16 protein-coding genes are annotated in these 19,707 nt (G+C 65.3%); all 16 read right to left on the bottom strand.

The window, feature by feature from the left end; genetic code table 11:
- Positions 1–75: 75 nt before the first annotated feature.
- The 16 genes from C7A17_RS03740 to C7A17_RS03665 all read right to left on the bottom strand — a co-directional run bounded on the left by C7A17_RS03740 (position 76) and on the right by C7A17_RS03665 (position 19,569).
- A complete protein-coding gene (locus tag C7A17_RS03740; RefSeq protein ID WP_106736752.1) occupies positions 76–951 on the bottom strand; it encodes a glucurono-1,5-lactonase in 876 nt (291 codons plus the stop codon).
- Between the two features lie 53 nt (positions 952–1,004).
- Entirely contained in the window at positions 1,005–1,829 is an 825-nt protein-coding gene (locus C7A17_RS03735; RefSeq protein ID WP_106736751.1) for an NAD-dependent epimerase/dehydratase family protein, read from the bottom strand.
- 436 nt (positions 1,830–2,265) lie between these two features.
- Complete coding sequence (locus tag C7A17_RS03730) at positions 2,266–3,369, bottom strand: DUF1513 domain-containing protein (RefSeq protein ID WP_106736750.1); 1,104 nt, start codon at positions 3,367–3,369, stop codon at positions 2,266–2,268.
- Between the two features lie 2 nt (positions 3,370–3,371).
- On the bottom strand, positions 3,372–4,433 hold the full coding sequence (locus tag C7A17_RS03725) for an imelysin family protein (protein WP_106736749.1): 1,062 nt from the start codon (positions 4,431–4,433) through the stop codon (positions 3,372–3,374).
- 10 nt (positions 4,434–4,443) lie between these two features.
- Positions 4,444–5,856 carry a di-heme oxidoreductase family protein gene (locus C7A17_RS03720; protein ID WP_106736748.1) on the bottom strand — a complete coding sequence of 471 codons (1,413 nt, stop codon included), beginning with the start codon at positions 5,854–5,856 and terminating at the stop codon, positions 4,444–4,446.
- 156 nt (positions 5,857–6,012) lie between these two features.
- On the bottom strand, positions 6,013–6,792 hold the full coding sequence (locus C7A17_RS03715; protein WP_106736747.1) for an SH3 domain-containing protein: 780 nt from the start codon (positions 6,790–6,792) through the stop codon (positions 6,013–6,015).
- A 143-nt stretch (positions 6,793–6,935) separates the two neighbouring features.
- Positions 6,936–8,900: a methyl-accepting chemotaxis protein gene (locus C7A17_RS03710; RefSeq protein WP_106736746.1), complete on the bottom strand. Its 1,965-nt coding sequence runs from the start codon at positions 8,898–8,900 to the stop codon at positions 6,936–6,938.
- A 391-nt stretch (positions 8,901–9,291) separates the two neighbouring features.
- Positions 9,292–10,062 (bottom strand): IclR family transcriptional regulator, encoded by a 771-nt coding sequence (locus C7A17_RS03705; protein ID WP_106736745.1) that lies wholly within the window; start codon positions 10,060–10,062, stop codon positions 9,292–9,294.
- Positions 10,063–10,148: 86 nt separating this feature from the next.
- Positions 10,149–10,823: a sarcosine oxidase subunit gamma gene (locus tag C7A17_RS03700; RefSeq protein WP_106736744.1), complete on the bottom strand. Its 675-nt coding sequence runs from the start codon at positions 10,821–10,823 to the stop codon at positions 10,149–10,151.
- A gap of 1 nt (position 10,824) precedes the next feature.
- On the bottom strand, positions 10,825–13,722 hold the full coding sequence (locus C7A17_RS03695; protein ID WP_106736743.1) for a 2Fe-2S iron-sulfur cluster-binding protein: 2,898 nt from the start codon (positions 13,720–13,722) through the stop codon (positions 10,825–10,827).
- Positions 13,719–14,027 carry a sarcosine oxidase subunit delta gene (locus C7A17_RS03690; RefSeq protein WP_074938280.1) on the bottom strand — a complete coding sequence of 103 codons (309 nt, stop codon included), beginning with the start codon at positions 14,025–14,027 and terminating at the stop codon, positions 13,719–13,721. The genes C7A17_RS03695 and C7A17_RS03690 overlap by 4 nt, the downstream gene beginning before the upstream one ends.
- A gap of 10 nt (positions 14,028–14,037) precedes the next feature.
- Entirely contained in the window at positions 14,038–15,276 is a 1,239-nt protein-coding gene (locus tag C7A17_RS03685; protein WP_106736742.1) for an FAD-dependent oxidoreductase, read from the bottom strand.
- A 5-nt stretch (positions 15,277–15,281) separates the two neighbouring features.
- Positions 15,282–16,157: a bifunctional methylenetetrahydrofolate dehydrogenase/methenyltetrahydrofolate cyclohydrolase FolD gene (gene folD / locus C7A17_RS03680; RefSeq protein ID WP_106736741.1), complete on the bottom strand. Its 876-nt coding sequence runs from the start codon at positions 16,155–16,157 to the stop codon at positions 15,282–15,284.
- Positions 16,154–17,020 (bottom strand): formyltetrahydrofolate deformylase, encoded by an 867-nt coding sequence (purU, locus tag C7A17_RS03675; RefSeq protein WP_106736740.1) that lies wholly within the window; start codon positions 17,018–17,020, stop codon positions 16,154–16,156. The genes folD and purU overlap by 4 nt, the downstream gene beginning before the upstream one ends.
- A gap of 450 nt (positions 17,021–17,470) precedes the next feature.
- Complete coding sequence (locus C7A17_RS03670) at positions 17,471–18,850, bottom strand: ATP-binding protein (RefSeq protein ID WP_106736739.1); 1,380 nt, start codon at positions 18,848–18,850, stop codon at positions 17,471–17,473.
- The gene (locus tag C7A17_RS03665; RefSeq protein WP_106736738.1) at positions 18,847–19,569 is read right to left on the bottom strand and encodes a response regulator; all 723 of its coding nucleotides are present in this window, start codon (positions 19,567–19,569) and stop codon (positions 18,847–18,849) included. Before C7A17_RS03665 ends, C7A17_RS03670 begins: the two co-directional genes overlap by 4 nt.
- Positions 19,570–19,707: the final 138 nt, after the last annotated feature.

Genomic DNA, 19,707 nt, shown 5'->3' with positions numbered 1-19,707 from the left:
GGAAAACTCCGTCTTGTTGTTGTTGGTGTACAGCAGTGCGAGTCCGGTGCCGCGAGCGGCCCGGGGTGAATCGGATCAGGGGTGGAAGGTCGGCTCCTCGATACCGCGCACGCCGGCTTGCAGGGCGAAGACGCCGCCAGCCAGCGGCTGGTCGGAGAGGTCGCCGCCGGGGCGGATCGAGGTGACGAACAGGGTGTCCAGGTTGGCACCGCCGAAGGCGCACATGGCGGGCTTCTTCACGGGAACCGCCAGCGAACGGTCGAGGCGGCCATCCGGGGTGAAGCGATGGATCAGGCCTTCGTCGTTGCCGCAGATCCAGTAGCAGCCGTCTACATCCATCGCGGCGCCGTCGGGGCGACCCGGATGCTGCTTCATGTCGATGAACAGGCGACGGTTGTGCGGCGTGCCGCTATCGGTGTCGTAGTCGAAGGCCCAGACGCTCTGCACGGTCGGGTGCGAGTCGGAGAGGTACATGGTGCGGCCATCGGGGCTGAAGGCCAGGCCGTTGGGCACGATGAAGTCATCGAGCACCTGTTGCAGCTGACCGTCGTAGCGATACAGCGCGCCGACGCGGGCGCCTGCGGCCATGTCCAGGAGCATGGTGCCGGCCCAGAAGCGCCCCTGGCGGTCGCAGCGACCATCGTTGAAGCGCATCTCCGGGCGGGCATGATCGACCTGCGCCAGACGCTCGGACAGTACGCTGCCGTCGTCCTGTGGGCGCAGGTGGAAGAGGCCGCTCTGCATGCCGGCGAGCCAGCCACCGGCCGGATGCATGGCGATGCAGGCGAGCATCTCGTCGGCCTGCCAGCTGCGTATGCTGGCATCAGCGGCGTTCCAGCGATAGAGGCGACCGGCTGGGATATCGGCCCAGTACAAAGCCTGTTCCTGGGCGTTCCATACCGGACTTTCGCCGGTGGCGTTGCGGGCATCGAAGATCAGTTCGGCTGACATGGCAGTTCGTCGCTCTGGTTATTCTTGTAGCGTCGCGGGGTGTAACGGGTGAATCAGTCGCCGAAGGGGCCGGAGGCAACGAACGCACCGCCTTGGTAGATGCGATTCGGGTCGTCTTCGGCAGGCAGCGGCTGTGCCTCGATCTTGGCGCGGAAGATTTCCGAGCTGTCCTTGGGCTTGAAGCCCAGGTGAGCGGCATGGTTGTTGTCCCACCAGACGTCACGGTTGTTGGACATGCCGTAGATCACGGTGTGGCCGACGTTGTCGGCGTACAGGCAGCGTTCGATCAGGTGCGTGAGGTCGTCGAAGCTCAGCCAGGTGCTCATCATCCGGCGGTTGGCAGGCTCCGGGAACGAGGAGCCGATGCGGATGCTGACGGTCTCGATGCCGTAGCGATCGAAGTAGAAGCTGGCCATGTCTTCGCCGTAGGACTTGGACAGACCGTAGTAGCTGTCGGGGCGGCGCAGGGCGTGGGCGTCGATGCCTTCGTTCTGCTTGTAGAAGCCGATGACATGGTTGGAGCTGGCGAACACCACACGTTTGACGCCATGGCGGCGAGCCGCTTCATAGATGTGGAATACGCCGCAGATGTTGGGGCCGACGATTTCTTCGAAGGGACGTTCTACCGATACGCCGCCGAAGTGGATGATGGCGTCGACGCCTTCGACCAACTGATGCACGGCCTGTTTGTCAGCCAGGTCGCAGGGCACGATTTCTTCGTGCGAACCTTCGGCCGGCGCCATGTTGGCGATGTCGGAAAGGCGCAGGATGTTGGCGTAAGGGCGGAGGCGTTCGCGCAGTACCTTGCCCAGGCCGCCGGCAGCACCGGTGAGCAACAGACGATTGAACGGACGGAGGTCGCTGGAATTAGAGGTCATTGCAGGGCCTGGACTCTTGTCGCTTGTTGTTATTGGGTTGTCATACGTTGTCGTATGACTTGGATCGATTATCAGCAGCCAACTAGGCAATGTCAACGCAGTGGAAAGGGAAAATTGCGAGTTTTCACCTGGGCTTCGATAGCCAGGGGCGCAGTGATAGGCTATTCGCTATCTATGTAAATGCTGGCGTTGAGCAGCTCTATAACGCTTGTCTTGGCCGGGTTTCAGGTGGTTGGCGGAGGTTCGGCGGGCTTTGCGGGCGGCGCTTGAGCAAAACGGCGCGTTCGGCTTTTTGACTAAAGTTGTATGACAACGTATCTCGATGTGAATGGAAGTCGAGATAATGCCAGTTCGGGGCAGGGTAGGGTGTGCTGTGCGCACCGGGAATGCTGCGGTGCTTGCATGTGCGCATGGCGCACCCTACTTAACTGTCGGTTCAGGCCAGACGCAGGTGGTTGTCCCACAGACCGGCGGGCAACTCCAGCGCCTTGGCGGCGATGCGCTCGCTGCGGCAGTCGTACAGGCGGCAACGACCCTGGCCGGAAGTGACGACGAAGCCATCGGTTACCGCGCCGACGCCGGCGCAGTCCGCAAGCGCCACGTCCAGGCGAACCTCGGCGCTGTCCAGATCCCAGATGAAGAAGCGATTGCCACGCGGGGCGGTCATTGCCAGCAGGCGCAGCTCGTCGTGTATGGCAACGCTGGCCGTGTACTGATTCATCATCGCGCGTTGCGCTTCACCCAGGGCAAAGGGCTGGAACGCCTGGCCAGGGCGTTTGATCGCCAACAACGGCACTCTGTCGTGCAGGTCGCCCATGTATTGCTGGCCGCTGACCACGGTGCCATCGCGGGCGACGGCCAGGTGGCGGATGCTGTTCTGCGGGTCGGCCAGGCGTTCCTGGCTGACCAGGCTACCGTCGCGGCGCATCAGCACCAGGCTGGCGTCCATGGCGTCGAGGTTCATCTCTACGCGGCTTTCCGCTTCGGTGCGTATGCCGCCGTTTGCTACCACCAGCGTTTCGCCGTCAGGCATCCACAGCAGTTGGTGCGGGCCGACACCGTGGGTACCGTGCTCGCCGTCGCGCAGCAGCTGTTCGCCTTGCAGGCGATAGACGCCGAGCACGCCACGCCCGGGTTCGGTGGTGTCGTTCTCGGTGGCGTACAGCCAGTCACCACCCTTGTGGAATACGGCATGGCCATTGAAGTGGCGTCCGTCCGGCGAGGCGAGGGTCTGTAGCAGGCGACCGTCGCGGGTATCGATCAGGTAGCTTTCGGTGCTCGGGCGGCGGCCGACGAACAGCGCCAGCGGCAGGCTGGGATGGGGCACCACATCGTGACAGCGTTCATTCACCGGGGTGGCGAAGGCGCGCTCGCCATCCAAGCGATAGCCGACGGCATAGTGGCGGCCGTCGGCGTCGTCGCGGGCCGACAGCAGCAGCGGCTGGCCGGAGGGGCCGAACAGCGTCCAGCCTCCGAAAGCACCGGCGGCTGCCAGGCTCGCAGCCACGGCGCCGAGACCGAGAAAGGCTCTGCGCTGCATGCTCAATCTCCGTCGTGGGCGTTGAAGCCGATCTGCACGCCGAGCGCCTTGGCCAGCTCGCTTTCCTGCAAACGATGCAGGCGATTGAGGCTGTCGTAGAGCTCGTTCAGGCTGGTGCGGCCGGCTTCGTCGGCGAGCAATTCGCCCAGTGGACGATCCAGTGCAGCCAGGCGCTGACGGGTGTCCTGGTAGGCGGCATCGATGCGTTGGCCCAGCTCGGCCTGATCCTTGTCCAGCAGCGACTGGATGCCGTCACGGTTGGTGCCATGCCAGAGCAGTTCGGCATTGGCCAGCGCCGCGCCGAGGTTGGCCAGGCTGGCCGCGCTGCGCCAGGCTTCGGCCTGGTAAGGCTGGGGGATGCCCTTGCTTTGGCGACCCATGGGCGCGCCGAGTTTCTTCTTCAGGCCGTCCAGGGCGCTGACCTGCACGCGCAGCAGCTCGGCGATGGCTTCGTTGGAGTCGGCATAGCGCTCGTTGGGGAACGTCTTGAGCTGCGCCGCGGTGCCGTCCTTGGCCTGCCACTGACCGAGGATATCGGCGGCGAGCGCTTGCTGGTGTTTGCCGATGGCTTGCAGCAGCGGGCAGTAGCGGGCTTTCTGCTCGGCCTGGTTGAGATCCAGGTTCGGGTCGAACAGCAGGTACTCGTAAGCGGTCAGGCCCTGCACCACCACGCTGGCACTGGCCAGGTCGTCAGCGCTCAACTGCGGCTTGCTGTTGAGCAGCGCTTCGACCTGGCGCTGCACCAGGTTCTTCTTGTCCGGCCAGAACTGGATCTGCCAGGCGCGGTTGCCCTCGGCGAGCGGGCCTAGCAGCACCGGCTGCAAGCCGGCCCAGGCACTCTGGGCACCGAGGAAGGCCTGGCGCGCGACTGGCAGGTCGGCGCTGCCTGCGCAGAACGCGGCGGCGCTGCTGGCCAGTTGGCGGTCGGCTTCCTGCCAACTGTTGTAAGCCGGAAGGATCACGCCTTCGGTCAACGCGGCGCTGACCTTGGCCTTGGGATCCTGCTGACCACAGCCGACCAGGGCCAGGCCGAGTAGTGAAGCGATCAGGGTTTTGTGCAACATCGCAGGCTCCTTACAGAGAATTCAGGAAGGCGAGCAGCGCTGCTCGCTCATCGCTATCGAAACGCAGCACCTTCTGCTTGGCCGCTTCGGCTTCGCCACCGTGCCAGAGAATGGCTTCCAGCAGGTTACGTGCGCGGCCGTCATGGAGGAACTGAGTATGGCCGTTGACCGTTTGCGTCAAGCCGATGCCCCACAGCGGCGCCGTGCGCCATTCACGGCCGCTGGCAAGAAACTCCTCGCGGCCATCGGCCAGCCCTTCGCCCATGTCGTGCAGCAGCAGATCCGTATAAGGACGGATCAACTGGTTGGCCAGTTCCGGCTCGGCCGCATCGGCCGACGTGGTGAAGCTTGGTGTATGGCACTGCTGGCAGCCGGCCTGGTGAAACAGACTCTTGCCCTTGAGCACTTGCGGTGCGTCGACATTACGCCGTGCCGGCACGCCTAGATTACGACTGTAGAACAGCACGCTGGCGAGGATATTGTCGCTGACCTCGGGTTCGCCACCACTGGGCGCGGCCAGGCAGTCGGCCTGCGCGGCGGTGCAGTTGTCATGGGGAATCAGTGAGCTGGTCAGGCCCATGTCGTTGGCGAAGGCGTCGGCGTTCTGCTGGTTGAGGTTGGGTTGGCCGGCCTTCCAGCCGAAGCGGCCGAGCACGCTGCGCTGCTGGGCGCGATCCCAGACCATATTGGGGCGACCGGAGATGCCATCGCCATCGGCGTCATCCGGATCGGCGCCGGCCAGGATGTCTTCTTCGGCGATGGCTTCGAGCAGGCCGAGGCCAATCATGGGCGGAGCGATGCGCGCCGAGAACAGGGTGTCCGGGTGCATGTCGCCGTAACCGAGCTGGCTGATGACCAGCTGCGGCTTGCGCAGCTCCACCACGCTGCCGTCGGCGAAGCGCACCGGCACGCTGCCGTAGGTCACGCGCACTTTGCCTTCGGGTGCCACGCCCGGGTTGGCCATGTCCTGCAACTGGGCGCCATAGGTCGGTTCGGCGACCACGCCCTGGCGTACCAGCAACTCGGCATGCTCCGCTTTGGCCGGTATCGAAAGGCGTACCAGCATCGAGGCGGCGCTGACGGCGTCCGGGCCAGGCGGGTGGCCGCGACCATCCTTGAGGTGGCAGTTCTGGCAGGCATTGGTGTTGAACAGCGGGCCCAGGCCGTCGCGTGCGGTGGTGGTGGCCGGCGCCGTGACCCAGGGGTTGCGGAAGAAGCTGTTGCCGACCGAGAAGTCCAGGCGGCGGCTTGGCGCCAGGTTGGCCGAAGGCTGGGAGAAGGCGTTGTGATCGAACTTGCGTACCGTGGCCGCACCGGCTGACAGGGCTTCGCCGGGCTCTGCCGCGGTGAATTCAGGCTGCCGTTCACAGGCAATCAGGGTCAGGGCCAGAAAGGGCAGCAGGCAACGCTGAAGCGGCGACATCGAGGAGCTATCCGGGCGGGCAGGAAACGGGGCGCCAAGATTAGCAGGCTAACGTAATTTAAATAAGATGGATTAGCGTTATCTGGACGTGGCCAGAGGTCGCGGGTGGGCTGCGTCAACCTCGCACGCTGACGCAGCCGATTGGCTCCATTCGCCTCAAATCGTCGGCCTGTTCACTTCGATGAACCACTTGGGTTGCATGGCGGCGAAGTCGGTGCGGATGTTCGAGGGCAGGTAACTGGCTGAATCCAGCACGCGGAGCTGACCCGCCAGGCGTTCGAATACCACCCAGTGCCAGAAGTCGCGGCCGTTTTCCTGGTGGTGCTTGATCGCCAGCAGCGCCAGATCCGGCAGGCTCTCCCAGGATTCGAAGGGTGTCTCGCCGGCTGCGGCAGTCGCACCGCCCGTGGCCAGCAGGCGCCTGACGTACTGGGTATCGGACCACAGCGATGCGTCCTCGGCATGGATGCCCATGGCGTTGGCGATCGTTTTCATCTCGGCGTAGGTCTTGCCGAGAATATTGGCAGAGGCGGCGATGCCGCAGCCGCTGATTTCTTCCTGGATCACGCAGCGCAGCGCGTGTTCGACGAGGTTGGCCTGGGGCACCCAGCCTGACTCTGTGCCACCCTCGCGCGTGCACCAGAACCAGCCATTGAGGCTGCGCGAGGCGATCAGCCGTTCACCGATGCGTGCATCGAGTTCTCGGGCGGTATAGGCCTCGCGAGCGCGAGCGCGCTGTCCGTCGATCCGCTCGATGACCTGACTGGGAACCCAGCCGGCTTCCTGGCCTGGCGTGCTGCAGAGGAACCAGTCATCCCAGCCTTCGTCGCCCTGATACGCCTTACCAACCGTGAGCGGTGCGCCCTCGGTGAGGGTGATCGGGTTGGGATACTCGCTGGTATGGGCGCTGGTGACGATGAAGGTTCGCGGAGTCATGTGCATCCTGCCAGTCGCTGTCCGTGGGATGGCGCGACAGGTTAGCGGCAGGCCGACGGTTCGGGAAGGGCGGCGCGTGGCGAGTCGCGCCGCGAGTGGATCGGGTGTGCGACCTGGAGAGTATCGCCAGGCCGCAGCGTGGGTCAGGCGCTGACCCGGAAGCGGTTGACCTGCTCCTGCAGGTCGCTGCCCAGGCGCGCCAGGTCGACGCTGGCCGCAGAGGTTTCCTCGGTGGCGGCGGCCGACTGTTCGGCGATGTCGCGGATGTTGGAGATGCTGCGGTTGATCTCCTCGGCCACCGAACTCTGCTGCTCGGAGGCGGTGGCGATCTGCTGGTTCATCTGCTGAATGCGTGACACGGCCTCGTCGATCAGAGTCAGGGCGGTACCAGCCTGGCGCGCCGCTTCCACGGTGTCGCCTGCCATGCTGCGGCTTCGGGTCATCACGCCTACGGCATTCTCGGCGCCGCTTTGCAGGGTTTCGATCAGTTGCTCGATCTGCTGCGTGGATTCCTGCGTGCGGCGGGCCAAGGCGCGCACTTCGTCGGCGACCACGGCGAAGCCGCGGCCGGCGTCGCCAGCGCGGGCTGCTTCGATGGCGGCGTTGAGGGCCAGCAGGTTGGTCTGTTCGGCGATGCTCTTGATCACGTCCAGCACGGTACCGATGTTGGCGCTGTCGCCCTTGAGTCGGCCGATGGCTTCGGCGGAGGCCTCCACCGTATGGGCCAGCTGCTCGATGCTGGTGATGGCCTGTTGCACCACGGCGCCGCCCTGGCGGGTCTGATCCTCGGCGTGGCTGGCGGATGTGGCGGCGCTTTCGGCGTTGCGCGCGACGTCGAGAACGGTGGCGGCCATCTGGTTCATGGCGGTGGCGACCTGCTCGGTTTCCATGCGCTGTTCGGTGACCCCGGCGCTGGTCTGTTCGGTGACGGCCGAGAGTTCCTCGGCAGCAGTGGCAAGTTGGGTGATGCCGGCGCCGAGGCGCCCGATGAGGTCGCGCAGGCTCTCGGTCATGGCCTGCATGGCTTGCATCAACTGACCCAGCTCGTCGCGTCGTTCGCTGCGGATATCGAGGGTCAGGTCGCCGCTGGCCACCTGGCGCGCGACACCGACCACGCGTTGCAGTGGGCCGACGATCACCTGGGTGATCAGCAGGGCGCACAGCAGGCCGAGGGCAAAGGCCACCACCGCTGCGGTGATCAGCAGGTGCTTGGCATCGGCGGAGTCGCTCTCCAGGAGCGTGCGTTGCAGGCCCAGCGACTGGCTGGAGGCTGCCGCCACTTCGCGGGCGCGCTCGGTCATGGTTTGCTCGGACTGGTCGCGGGCCTGAATGCTGGCGCGCATGTTCTTGAACTGCTCGCGGTACTCGCCGAGCGAGCGCATGGCCTCACCCAGGGTCTGGTGCGCCTGGGCATCCAGGGGCAGTTGCTGGAGCTTTTCGCCATTGCTCTCCAGCGAGCGGAAATGCGCCTCGAGTTGGCTGGCGTAATCGTCACTGCCACGCAGCAGGAAGTCCTTTTCCCGGCGCCTGGCTTCGAGCAACTCGGTGGAAAGGGTGTTGGCCAGGTTGGCGTGATCCAGCAGTTCGATGCTGGTGGCGTCGTTGGTCTGGCGAATCTGCTCCACGGCGGTTTGGCGTAGGCGTTCGGTCAGTGCTTCGAAGCGCTCCAGGGCTGCCCTGGCCGAGTCTTCCATGGCTTTCTGGGTCTGCAGATTGCTGTCGGTGGTTTCCTGCAGATGCAGCAGTTCCGCGCGGTAGAGCGCGGCATCCTCCTGGATCTGGCGCATCAGGGCCTTGTTCTCCGGCAGTTGCAGACGTGCTTCGCTGGTCTGTGCCTGGGCGCCGATTTCATCGGCGAGGGCGACGGCCTGGGCCAGATACTGTTTTTCCCCACGGATGATGTAGTTCTTTTCCTGCTGGCGGGCCTGGGTCAGTTTGCTGTCGATGGCGTTGACGCCCAGCAGGTTATCGAAGCGCGTCAGGCTGGTTTCCAGTGCCCAGTGCCCGATCCATACGGTGCACAGGGTGATGAGCAATATCAGGCCGAAACCGGCCATGAGTTTCTTACGGACACTCAGGTCAAGCAGGACTCTAGCAAGCGTATTCATGACAACTCCTTGTAACGCGTTCTTCTCGTAGAACCTGTGGTCTGCAGCGTGACTGCTGGAAGAAGTGAGCAGCAGGCAGGCGCGGCCGTACTGGCGAAACGGTGCCGATGCAACGAGTGGGTGGTGCGAGGAGGGCTGGCCGCTTTCGGTCAGGTGCAATGGAAGTGGGTGCTTGTGCGGATGTCCTGGCCTCTTGCGGGAAGAGGCCCTGGCCTTGCCATGGGATGGCCGCAAGCGTTCGGGTGATGCTCGATACTCGAAGTGATCCGGCGATCGCAGAATATCAGTCCGCCCAGTGATGGCAATATGATGTTACGTATTTTGCTAAAAAAATGACGCCGCTTAATTGGCGCTGATCGGGGAGGTTTTGTCCGTTCGCTGCTGGGGCCTGCTATTTGCCTCCGAGTTCGAGGGAAATCGCGTCCGCACACCGTTGCAGGCTTTCCCGGTAGCGTTCACGCGCCACGGGGCTGTCCATCACCGCTTCCGGGCCAGACAGGTTGATCGCTGCCACCACGTCACCACGGTGGTCGCGCACGGCGCAGGCGATGGCGGTGGAGTAGTCGGAACGGTGCATCACCCAACCGCGCTCGCGGTCGCGTTCGAGCAGTTGCTGCAGCTCGGGCAGGGTCTTCGGTGCGGGCGGCGGGTAGTCGTCCAGGCGCACGTGCTGGTAGAGCGTGTCCAGCGCCATGGGCGTCAGGCCGCTGAGCAGCATGCGGCCCATGGCCGTGCAGTGGCAGGGAATGCGCGTGCCGATGGGGATGTTCACCGACAGGCGCTGGGCGGCAAAGGCGCGGGCGATATAGAGGCTGTCGGTCTGCTCGCGGATGGACAGGTGGCACGACAGCGAGGTGCGGTCGCGCAGGGCATTGAGATGCGGCATGGCGATGTCCACCAGATCGCGGCTGGCCAGGTAGGCGAAGCCGTCGCAAAGCACCTGCGGGCCCAGCTCGTAGCTGTTCTTGCCGAGCTTGCGCAGGTAGCCCATGTCGGTGAGCGTGACCAGGATGCGGTAGATGGCCGAGACGCTGAGCCCGAGGCGCTCGGCGATGGCGTTACTGCTCAGGCTGCGCTCGCTGGCGTTGAACATCTGCAGGATGCTCAGACCGCGTTGCAGCGCCGGTACGCGGTAGTCCAGTTCGTCTTCGTGGATGCCCATGGTTGTCCTCCTGATTCGGTGGTGCGCATGGCGCACCCTACGTTTGGCGCCATGGCCGTAGGGTGCGCCGTGCGCACCTAGGGGGCTCAGGGCAGGGCGTCGATCCCGACCGGCTGTCCACCGAACTCCTGCATGGCATCGAGCAGCGCGCCCCAGAAGTAATGCACCGAGGCGCGGTCGCAGAGGATGTGCAGGCACGGCACTTCGCCCAGCGGCAGGTTGGCGACGATGACGTTGATCCGCGCCGCCGAGGTCTGCGCCACCTGGCCGACGGCGAAGGCCTGCGGGCTGAGGTCGACGCCGCAGAGCTTGGCCATCACCTCGGCCTGGCATGTGCCAGTCAGCACCAGCCAGGCATGGCTGTCCTGGCGCGGCAGCAGGTACTGGCCGGCGCTGGCTTGCCACTGGCTTTCCTCGCGCTGCGCTTTGCTGCCGGCATCGTGCAGGCTGCCGAGTAGCAAGTACTCGGTTTGCGACAGGCGCAGTACGTGGCTGCCATCGGCCTGGCTCAGTGCCTGGTTGGGCGCCTGTGGCAACTGGTAGCCCAGTGCGCCCAGGTAGTCGGCAGCCGCCGGGCCGCGCAGGCCGTAGCGCGCCAGGCTGGTCAGGTCGATGAGCGCGCAGTGGCCCAGCAGGGCGCTTTCGTCGCCCTGGCCGTAGGTGGTGACGATGCAGCTCTCGCCGAATGGGGCGAGGGTGGCGTCGGCCTGCAGGCGGTAGAGTGGGCTGCGCGCTGCGAATTGATTGGCGTGGAGGGTCATCTCACAGCTCCTGGCGTTGGCTTTCAGGGTCATAGAAGGGCAGTTGCACCACCGTGGCCTGCACCACCTCGCCGCCTTCGACGCGGATTGGCAGTCGCTGGCCTGGCGTGGCCTGGTCGGGCGCACAGTAGGCCAGGCCGATGATCTGGCCGAGGGTTTGCGAATACTCGCAGGAGGTGACGTTGCCGCTGATGTCCGGCCCCTTGAGCACCAGATGGCCTTCCAGCGGCTGGCTGCTGCCCTTGGGCAAGGTGAAACCGACCAGTTTGCGGATCGGTGGCTGCGCTTCGAGGATCTCAACTGAGCGTTTGCCGACGAAGAACGGCTTGCTGCGGGCAATCGCCCAGCCCATGTCGATCTCGGCCGGGCTGGTCATGCCGTCGGTGTCCTGGCTGATGATGACGTGACCCTTTTCCAGGCGCAGCAGGCGCTGCGTTTCGACGCCGAAGGGGCGAATGTCGAACTCCCGACCGGCTTCCATCAGCGCATCCCACAGGGCTTCGCCGTAGCGCGCCGGGACGTGGATCTCGTAGCCCAGTTCGCCGACGAAGCCGACCCGCAGCAAGCGGGCGGGAATACCCGCCACCGTGCCCAGGCGTACCGCCAGGTAGGGGAATCCCTCGGCGGACAGGTCGACATCGCCGCACAGCTTGGCCAGCACCTTGCGCGAGTCCGGCCCGGCCAGGTTGACGGCAGCCAGCGCGGCGGTGACGTTGGTGATATCGACGTTCAGGCGCCACTGCGCGTTCCACTTGAGCATCTGCTGGTAGACGCGGTCCACACCGCTGGTGGTGGCGCTGACGTAGAAATGCTCGTCGGCAAAGCGTGCGCAGACGCCATCGTCGATCACCACGCCGTGTTCGTTGGTCATCAGCGCATAGCGCGAACGGCCCACCGGCTGCTTGGCGAAGGCGAAGGTGTAGAGGCGGTTGAGCAGCTCGGCGGCGTCCGGGCCGCGCACGTCGAGGCCGCCCAGGGTGGACACGTCGATCAGGCCGACCTTCTCACGCACCTGGTGAGCCTCGGCCTGCATGCAGGCTTCGCGTTCTTCCGGCTTGCCGTAGTAGGCCGGGCGCTGCCAGATGCCGGCGGGCATCATCTTCGCCCCCAGCTCCAGGTGCCGTGCGTGCATGGCGGTTTGCCGATACGGATCGAAGCCACGGCCGGCGACCTGCGCCAGGGTTTCCGGGCAGAACGGCGGGCGCGCGGTGGTCACTCCGGTTTCGCTGACGCTGCGGCCGGTGGCATGGGCCACCAGGCGCGCGGTGGGCAGCGCCGAATGGCGGCCCTGCGAGGGGCCCATGCCGACTGTGGAGAAGCGCTTGACCAGTTGCACGTCACGGTAGCCGTGACGGGTGGCGTTGACGATGTCACGCACCTGCAGGTCTTCGTCGAAGTCGACGAAATCCTTGCCTTTCGGGTGGGGGAAGATCGGCCAGGGAAAGTTGACCCGAGGCTCGCTTGGCAGCTCGCGCAGGCTCGCCCCCGTTTCCAGTCCAAGAGCAGAGAGCGCACGCTGGGCGCCGTTGGCGGCATCGGCCAGCAGGGCGTCGAGGGCGTTGTGACCATTGACCGAACCGACCACCTGCAACCCGCTCGGCAGGCCGGACAGGCTGAAGCAGGCGCTGGCGTCGTCGTAGGCCAGCTTGCCGCCGGCCTGGCACAGCAACTGGTACACCGGCATGTAGCCGGCGGACATGCACAGCAGGTCGCAGTCGATGCGCAGGCCGCTGCCCGCCACCTTGCCCTGGCCTGTGATGCGGCGTACGTCCACGGCGTTCAGGTGTTTGTCGCCCAGCGCTTCGTACACCGTGCTGCCGGCATGGCAGGCGACACCACGGGTTTGCAGGGCGGTGGCCAGGCTGCCGTCATCGGCGCGTTCGCGCATGTCCACCAGGGCGGTGACCTCGACACCGGCATCGAGCAGGTCGAGGGCGGCCAGGTAGCCGTCGTCGTTGCCGGTCAGCACCACGGCGCGCTGGCCCGGCTTGACCGCGTAGAGCTTGATCAGGCGCTGCGCGGCGCTGGTCAGCAGCACGCCAGGCAGGTCGTTGTTGCGAAACACCACCGGCTGGTCGAAGGCGCCCGCCGCGACGATGCACTGGCGGGCGCGCACCTTGTACAGGCGATTGCCCTGGATCACCGGCAGGTAGTGATCGGTGAACCAGGCGTTGCAGGTGGCTTCCTTGAGAATGCGGATATTGGCGTGGCCTTCGACGGCGGCCAACAGCTCGGCGCGCAGCTCGGCGGCACGTTTGCCTTCAACGTCGAAACGCGCCCAGGCCAGCGCGCCGCCCAGATAATTCTGCTGTTCGATCAGCAGCACCTTGGCTCCGGCGTTGGCAGCGCTCAGCGCCGCGCACAGGCCGGCCGGGCCGGCGCCGATCACCGCCAGGTCGGTGAACAGGAAGGCCTTGTCGTGGTACTGCGGCTGCAGCTTGAGGTTGAGCACGCCGAGGCCGGCTTTCTTGCGGATCAAGGGTTCCCAGACCTTCCACATGCCCTTGGGCTTGTAGAACGAGCGGTAGTAGAAGCCCACCGGCATGAACTTGGAGAAGTGCCCGAGCAGGGCGTCGCGATCCTTGTCCAGGCTGCCGTTGTAGTTTTGCGCGCTGACTTGCAGGCCGCCAGACAGCGGCTGCATATCGGCCAGCACGTTGGGCTCGTCCGGCAGTTGCACCAGGGTGTTGGCGTCCTGCCCGGCCATCGACAGCGGGCCGCGCGGGCGGTGGTACTTGAACGAGCGCGACAGCAGCCAGCGCTGGTTGGCCAGCAGGGCGCTGGCGATGCTGTCGCCGGCCAGGCCCTGGTAGGTGGTGCCCTCGAAGTCGAAACTGACGGGGCGGTTGCGGTCGATCAGCAGGCCCAGTGGGGCCGGCAGGCGGGCAGCGGCGCTCATGCGCTCACCTCCTGGGGTTTGGCAGGCGCGGCGAAATCGACGCGGCGGTCGAACAGTTCCTTCGGGTCGAAGGTGCGCAGAATTTCATCGCTGACGGTGTGGCGTTCGGCCAGGAACCAGTAGCTGGAGGCGTTGTGCATCCACCACTCGGTGACGACGCCGGCGATGTTCTCGCTGTTGAACACGTAGTCGGCCCATTCGGCGTCCGAGCAGGTGTTCGGGTCGGGCATGCGCTTGAGTTCGCCGCCGTAGGTGAATTCGTTGATGTTGCGAGGCCCGTTGAGCGGGCAGGGCATGATCTTCATGGTGCGAACCTCAGTGACTGGCAGCCGTGGCGCCCATCTCGTTGACCTGGCGGAAGGTCGAGAAGCGCTCGAGGGCGAAGGGTTGGATCAGCGCCGGGGTCTTGCCGGTGGCGACCAGCTCGGCCATGGTCCAGCCGCAGATCGGCGTGGCCTTGAAGCCCCAGGTGCCCCAGCCGGCGTCGAGGTAGTAGTTGTCCAGCGGCGAGTGACCCATGATCGGGCTGTAGTCTGGAGTCATGTCGGTGCTGCCGGCCCACTGGCGCATCAGCTTGGCGCCGGCCATGAAGGGGAACATCTCGATGGCGTGGGCCAGCAGGCTTTCCTTCAGGTCGAGGGTGGAGCGCGTGTTGTACAGCGGGTACGGGTCGGAGCCGCCGCCGAAGACGATCTCGCCACGGCTGGTCTGCTGCACGTAGCAGTGCAGTGCCGAGGAGCTCACCAGCGGGTCGAGGAATGGCTTGAACGGCTGGGTGACCATGGCCTGCAGCGGGTAGGTGTGGATCGGTGCCTTGATGTTCAGCTTGTTCATCAGCAGCGAGCTGGCGCCGGCCACCGCCTGCACCACGCAGCCGCAGCGCACGTCGCCACGGTTGGTGCGCACGGTGGTGACGCGACCGTTCTCGACGATGAAGTCCTGCACCTCGGTGAGCTGGTGGATTTCCACGCCGCGCTTGGCCGCCTGCTTGGCGTAGCCCCAGGCCACGGCGTCGTGGCGCGCGGTGGCGCCGTCGATGTGCCAGAGGCCGGCGAGCACCGGGATATGGCCGGGGTCGAGGTTGAGGCAGGGCACCAGTTCACGGATCTGCTGGCGGTCGATCATCTCGGTACGGCCACCGAAGTGCTTGTTCACCTCGGCGCGCTGGCGGAAGGCGCGCACCGTGGCGTCGGTGTGCGCCAGGGTGAGCTGGCCGCGCTCGGAATACATGATGTTGAAGTCGAACTCGTTGGACAGCTCCTTGAACATCCGCACCGACTCGGCGTAGAAGCGTACGCCTTCGCTGGTTAGGTAGTTGGAGCGGATCACCGCCGTGTTGCGCGCGGTGTTGCCACCGCCGAGGTAGGATTTCTCCAGCACCGCGACGTTGGTCACGCCGTGGTACTTGGCCAGGTAATAGGCGGTGGCCAGGCCATGGCCGCCACCACCGATGATGACCACGTCGTACGCCGGCTTGAGTTCCTTCGGCGCAGGCAGGTCGACCTCCACGGGGTATTCCGAGGACAGGCCGTACTTGAGCAGGGCAAGGGGCATTGCGTTTACTCCTGGGTCGTCAGGCCATGTTGCTGGCGGGCGGCGGTGACAGTGTTCTGCATCAGCAGGGCGATGGTCATCGGGCCGACGCCACCGGGCACCGGGGTGATGGCCGAGGCCACCGGCAGCACGGCGTCGAAGTCGACATCGCCGACCAGGCGCGAGCGGCCGTCCTCGTCGATGCGGTTGATGCCTACGTCGATCACCACTGCGCCGGGTTTGATCCAGTCGGCGCCGATCATCCGTGGCCGGCCGACGGCAGCGACGACGATGTCGGCCTGGCCGCAGAGCTTCTCCGGCTTGACGCTGCGCGAATGCAGCACGGTGACGCTGCAGTTGGCGGCCAGCAGCAGCGCCGCCATCGGCTTGCCGACGATGTTCGACCGACCGACCACCACGGCATGTTTGCCGGACAGATCGCCCAAGGTGTCGTACAGCAGGCGCATGCAGCCGGCCGGCGTGCAGGGCGTGAGTACCGGACGACCCTGGCTGAGGCCGCCGACGTTCTCGCTGTGGAAACCGTCGACGTCCTTGGCCGGGTCGATGGCCTGCAGCACGCGGCTTTCATCGATATGCGCCGGCAGCGGCAGTTGCACCAGGATGCCGTTGACCGATGCGTCGGCATTGAGCCCGGCCACCACTTCCAGCACGGCCTCGGCGCTGGCGTCGGCGCCCAGGCGATATTCCAGCGAGCGGATGCCCACTTCGTTGGCGCGCAGCACCTTGTTGCGCACGTAAACGTGGCTGGCCGGATCATCACCGACCAGCACCACGGCCAGCGCCGGCTCGATGCCTGCGCCCTTGAGCGCAGTCACGTCTGCGGCGACTTCGGCGAGCACGCGGGCGGAGGCGGCCTTGCCGTCGATCAGCTTGCTGCTCATCGGAAGATCACCGTCTTGTCGTGATTGAGGAACACGCGGTGCTCGAGGTGGTACTTGACCGCCTTGGACAGGGCTACGGTTTCGGTGTCGCGACCCACCGCCACCAGGGCGTCGGGGGTGTAGTTGTGATCCACGCGCTGCACTTCCTGCTCGATGATCGGGCCTTCGTCGAGATCCGAGGTGACGTAGTGCGCGGTGGCGCCGATCAGCTTCACGCCGCGATCGAAGGCCTGGTGATAGGGCTTGGCGCCCTTGAAGCCAGGCAGGAAGGAGTGGTGGATGTTGATGGCGCGGCCGGAGAGCTGCTTGCACAGGTCGTCGGATAGGATCTGCATGTAGCGCGCCAGCACCACCAGGTCGGTCTGGGTCTCGTCGACGATCTTCAACAGTTCGGCTTCCTGCTGGGCCTTGCTGTCCTTGGTCACCGGCAGGTAGATGAAGCGGATGCCCTCGCGTTCGGCCATCGGCCGCAGGTCGAGGTGGTTGGAGACGATGGCGGTGATCTTCATCTGCAACTCGCCCTTCTGGTGGCGATAGAGCAGGTCGGCCAGGCAATGGTCGTACTTGCTGACCATCAGCAGCACGCGCATCGGCTCGGTGGTGTCGTGCAGCTCCCAGTTCATTTCGAAGCGCTCGGCGACATCGACGAAACCGTCCTGGATCAGCTGGATGTCGCCGGCGAAACCTTCGTTGAAGCGGAATACCGCGCGCATGAAGAAGGAACCACTGACCTCGTCGTCGAACTGCGCCATTTCGCTGATGTAGCAACCATGGTCGGCGAGGAAGGACGTTACGGCGGCGACGATGCCGGATGTGGCCGGGCAACTGATCTTGATCACGTATGGGTGCTTGGCGTGCTGCATGGCGAATCCTCTGCTGGGGTCGGCGGCAGGAAAATCTTCAGGGATAAAGAGGATGTTCGTCTGTGAATAAAAATTACTGTGACGAATCTATTTTTCGTGTTGGTGATTTTTATAAGTGAATGAAGATGCTCTGTCCATGCCTGTTAGGAATTTTTTTATCCTGACGAGAAATAAAGGACAGATGGCAGCGACGCTCCTATTCGCGACGCAATCCAGAACGGCTTGCATGCAAATGACGTGGAGGCACAAGCCCGTAGGGGGCGCCATGCGCACCGGGGGAGAACGCTGTCTTCAGGCGGTGCGCGCAGCGCACCCTACGAGTGTGTGGCCCGGATGCAATCCGGGGGGGCTGTATGCAGATGGCTCGGTGGACAAAGAGCTGTAGGGTGCGCCGTGCGCACCGGGGGAAACGCTGTCGTCAGGCGTTACGCGCAGTGCACCCGACGACGCTCAACTCTGGCGAGGAAGGTCGAGCACTGCCAGCAGCCCGCCGCCTGTGCGGGGCTGCAAGGTGAGGCTACCGCCGTGGGCGCTGGCGATCTGCCGAGCGATGCTCAGGCCCAGACCGTAACCACCGGCACTTTCGCTGCGCGCTTCGTCCTGGCGGTAGAAGGGCTCCATGACGCTCTCCAGCAGCGCCTCGTCGATGCCCGGCCCACGGTCGGCGATACCGATGCGCAGGCGGTCGGCACTGTCGTCGAGCTGGATTTCGATGAGTCCACCGGCATGCCGCACGGCATTTTCCAGCAGGTTCTGCAGGCAGCGGTGCAGGCCACTGGCGTGGGCCACCAGTGGGCAGGCGCTGCCGTGAATCTCGACCTGTGCCCCCAGGTCGTGAAAGTCCGCCTGCAGGCCCTGTAGCAATGCATCGATATCCACCGGCTCGCGGGCGTCGTCCAGCTCGCCGCTGCGCAGGAAGTCGAGGCTGGCCGAGACCATCTCCTCCATGCGTTGCAGGTCGTCGCGAAAGCGCTGGCGGGTGGCTTCGTCGGCGAGCAGTTCGGCGCGCAGGCGCAGGCGGGTGATGGGCGTGCGCAAATCGTGTGAGACAGCGGCAAAGAAGCGCGTGCGCTCGGCGATGCTGTCGATCAGGCGGCGCTGCATGGCGTTGAATGCCTGCGCGGCCTGACGCACTTCACGTGGCCCGTCGACCGGCAGGGGCGGACGGTGAATATCCTGGCCGAGGGCTTCGGCGGCACCGGTCATGCGCTGCAGCGGGCGCAGCACCAGGCGCACCGCGAGCAGGGCGATCAGCACCACCACGACGATGCGCAGCAAATAGATGCGCGTCAGGTAATCGAGCAGTAGCGACAGTGTCGAGGCACTCGTCCAGCCCTGTTCCTCGATGGCTTCCAGATACAGCACGGGGCCGCTGGGCAACTGCAGCTCGACCTGAAAGCGGCCACTGGCCGGCGCTGTGCCGAACAGCACCGGCAGGCTGGCGGGATGGCCATCCGGATCGAGCACATCGAGCGCCAGCAGGCGCAGGGTTGGCGTGCTGCCGGTGCGCTCGGCGATCACCTGTCGCAGCAGCGCCTCGCGATTGTGATCGGCTTCGTCCAGTTGCCTGGCGGGCGGTGCTGTGTCCAGCAGGCGCAAGTCCGGCCCTTGCAGCGCCTCGATCAGCGTCACCGCCAGGGCCGGATCACGGCGGTCGAGCAGGATCAGGTCGGCCAGGCGCGTGGCCAGCAGGCGCGTGGGGATTTCCAGCACCTGGCCGTGGCGGATCTCGTACCAGATGCTGCTGGTGAGAATCTGCGCGGCGAACAGACCGGCCACCAGAATCAGCACCAGACGGCCGAACAGCGAATCGGGCCAGAGTCGCTTCACGCCTGCTGCACCTCTTCGACGGTCAGCGCATAGCCCTCATTGCGCACGGTACGAATCAGCTTCGGTGAGCGTGGGTTCTCCTCCAGATGTTGACGCAGACGGCTGATGCATACGTCGATGCTGCGGTCGAACGGCGCTCTCTCCTTATCGAAGGCATGACCGAGCAGGAAGTCGCGGCTCAGCGGGCGGTTGGGGTGCTGCAACAGCAGGCGGAGCACGCGGTAGTCGGAGTTGCCGAGGCTGATCACCAGGCCGGCGGGGGAGCGCAGCTGGCGGGTGGCGGTGTCCAGGCGCCAGCCGGCGAAACGCAGGCTGGCCACCTCGTCGAGGCGGGCGCGCTCCGGGAAGCTTTGCGTGCGACGCAGCACCACCTTGATCCGTGCCAGCAGCTCGCGCGGGTCGAAGGGTTTGGCCAGGTAGTCGTCGGCGCCCATTTCCAGGCCGACGATGCGGTCGACCAGGGTGCCGCGCGCGGTGAGCATGATCACCGGCACGTTGCTGCGCACGCGCAGTTCGCGGCACAGGGTCAGGCCATCTTCACCCAGCAGCATCAGGTCGAGCACCACCAGATCGATCAACTGCTCTTCCAGACGCTTGCGCATCTCCGTGCCTTGGCTGGCCACCGAGGTCTGGTAGCCGGCCTCGCTCAGGTAGGTGGCGAGCAGCTGACGAATCTCGGGGTCGTCATCGACGATGAGGATGTGATCCTGTCGGGACATCGGGCAGTACCTGCAAAGGCTGAGCGCGGAACATACACCGGCGCTCAGGGGCAAATGTAATGGATTGTGTTGCGGGTGCCGGTTTTGTACTGGCGATACATCTTGGGCAGCGGGCCGGGTGGGGCGGATCGCTAGAAT

It is taken from the genome of Pseudomonas mendocina, from assembly GCF_003008615.1.
GTDB classification, from domain to species: domain Bacteria; phylum Pseudomonadota; class Gammaproteobacteria; order Pseudomonadales; family Pseudomonadaceae; genus Aquipseudomonas; species Aquipseudomonas mendocina_C.
The sequence above is the reverse complement of the archived record's forward strand: the minus strand, read 5'-3'. Positions and strand labels throughout refer to the sequence as shown.